The following is a 2,125-nucleotide window of genomic DNA, read 5'->3' as shown; positions in this document are numbered from 1 at the left end:
TTTCGTACAAAACCTAGTGCTGGCCCATCTACTCCCTTCATAGTGGCTCTGGGGAGGTAACTGGCTGGACTGGGTGTACAGAAAGTTATGGCGAGCAAAGGGTATGGCAAAGAAGCTGAAGGTTGGCTAAATACGAAAATTGACGAGTCTATAAATTAAATGGCTAATATGTATAATCCCGACCCTGTCGCTATAAAAAAAGGGCCGCTGGCAGTTGTCGCTTTTGCCCTTTTTTCGGGGCTTTTAGGCCCTATAAACTTTTCGGGTGTGTGGTGGGTTTATGGTGTTTTTTCAATAGTTTTGCTAATGCTTATGGTGTACTTGGTGTACCGGTGTGAGCGCTTCACGGTATATACCTTGAGTATGTCGATTGTCGGTATGTTTTCACTCGCATTTGCAGCTGCTGGACTTGCTTATATAGTTGCTTTTGACGATTTAAAAAGGTCTAGGGGTGAGGCCGCAGCACTTGGATTTTTTATGTTGTTGGCAGTCGCAGGATTTTATGCATTGGTTTATTTTACAAAATCCAAGGCATTTCCATTTTTGATTTCTGGCAACAAAGTTTCCCCAGTAAAAGTGAGGTCCACAAATATAAGCGCTGGTCTTATTTCAGGCGTCGGGACCCTGGTGTCGGCGGCATTTATCAACGCCACAACGCCCCTGACCAGCGGGATTGTCGCTACAGTGGGGCTTTTTTTTGCTTGCATTGCATTGCTGATATATGACCGCGATTCAATTAGAGGGCTACGTATTTTGCGCGTCAAGGAGCGTAAAATGAGCGAGCCCTTTACATTCAGTGGCATTGACGAAATTCGCGAAGCTCGGACCCGGTGGTTATTGGGTAGATTATTTAAATGACCAGCTTTGCAGCAGACCTTTGGCAGTTGTGCGGTAGGCCGCATAACTCACGACTCGTTCACCGGTTCAAGGAGTAGTTGAGGCGGATCTTTCATCTCGATTAACCCCTCAGAATAGACGCCTATTCAAGCTCATGATGGCCCTTTCAGGAGGCCAGGAATTATTACTGGAGGATTTTGTGGGGCAGGAAGACCTATCATCGGATTTTGGCTTTCCGCTTGAGCTTATATCCGAAGATCCAAGCGTTAGGCTGAAATCTGCCTTAGGCTAGTCTGCAACCATCGAAATCGAACTTGCCACCGGGGGGAACCGGTACGTTAATGGCCACGCCTTCAGTTTTGGGGGAAATAGCAGTAATAGAGGGAAGTCAGTGAGGCTATGTAATTAGGTTTTCAGGACTTTCGCTTGATAGTCTCCCACTATTGGCAGAGTTGCACTTGGCGTCACTATTGGCCTCGGTTCATTATGCTTGAGTTTATAGCCTAATAATGCTTCTAGTTCTTTTTATAGATATACCATGGTAAATATTTGGGCAAAATAGCAATAAAGGTTTTTATCTTGGTCATTTGGAGTTATGGTCAGACGCGTGGATTTTTATTGTGAGCTACGCAGTCATTTTCAGGAGATATGCATTATTTACCGTCTGCTTTTAGACACAGTTCTTGATTTTCAACTATTTTACATGGCCAGTTATCATTTATGTAGCGGTCAGGTTTGAAACAGGCTTTCTCGTCATTGACCCAAAATAATTGCCAGGCTGATCCAGAGATTAGGAGTTTTGGGCAGGGGGTATAATCTCTAGCAAGTAAGGTGATTGTGGTGGTGAGAATTATTGCAGGCACTATGTATATTATTGTTTTAACGGAAAGATAGATCATGAGGCTTTGAAAGCGATCTAGCGCTGAGTTGTTTGGTGGGTCAAATTTTTTTCCCGTCCATATAGCTATCACACCTCCTATTATTATGAGTAGCACGGCTGGTGGAGCCATGAGTAGGCAGAATGCCAAGTAAGGAGTTTCTACTACAGGAGCGTTTCTGTAGATGCGGCCGTACAGAGGTAGTACGTGTTCCCAAATCCAATAAACTGAGAATGTACCAACCATTGCCATGAATAAAACGAATATGGTCGCGCTTAGTCTGAATACTATGGGTGACATTGAGTTTACCGAGTTGTAGTTCATTATGTCTAAAATTTAGGGAGCATGAAGCCTGAAAAGTTAGGTAGTTCAGGGGCTTTTGGCCAGTTAGGGATGCTCCGATCAACTTG

At 44.2% G+C, this 2,125-nt stretch carries 2 protein-coding genes; one reads left to right on the top strand and one right to left on the bottom strand.

Features of this window, described 5'->3' with window-relative positions:
* Positions 1-159 precede the first annotated feature (159 nt).
* Positions 160-858, top strand: coding sequence for a hypothetical protein (locus tag BZK31_RS13200; protein WP_083183418.1), 699 nt, complete (start codon positions 160-162; stop codon positions 856-858).
* A gap of 632 nt (positions 859-1,490) precedes the next feature.
* Here the strand turns inward: BZK31_RS13200 and BZK31_RS30110 are convergent.
* Positions 1,491-2,015: a hypothetical protein gene (locus tag BZK31_RS30110; protein WP_083183417.1), complete on the bottom strand. Its 525-nt coding sequence runs from the start codon at positions 2,013-2,015 to the stop codon at positions 1,491-1,493.
* Positions 2,016-2,125: the final 110 nt, after the last annotated feature.

It is taken from the genome of Pseudomonas floridensis, assembly GCF_002087235.1.
Taxonomy (GTDB): Bacteria; Pseudomonadota; Gammaproteobacteria; order Pseudomonadales; family Pseudomonadaceae; genus Aquipseudomonas; species Aquipseudomonas floridensis.
This window is presented reverse-complemented; position numbering and strand designations above follow the sequence as displayed.

Coding starts and splice junctions, on each gene's coding strand:
- BZK31_RS13200 (WP_083183418.1), top strand. CDS start 160: ATGGCTAATATGTATAATCCCGACCCTGTCGCTATAAAAAAAGGGCCG.
- BZK31_RS30110 (WP_083183417.1), bottom strand. CDS start 2,015: ATGTCACCCATAGTATTCAGACTAAGCGCGACCATATTCGTTTTATTC.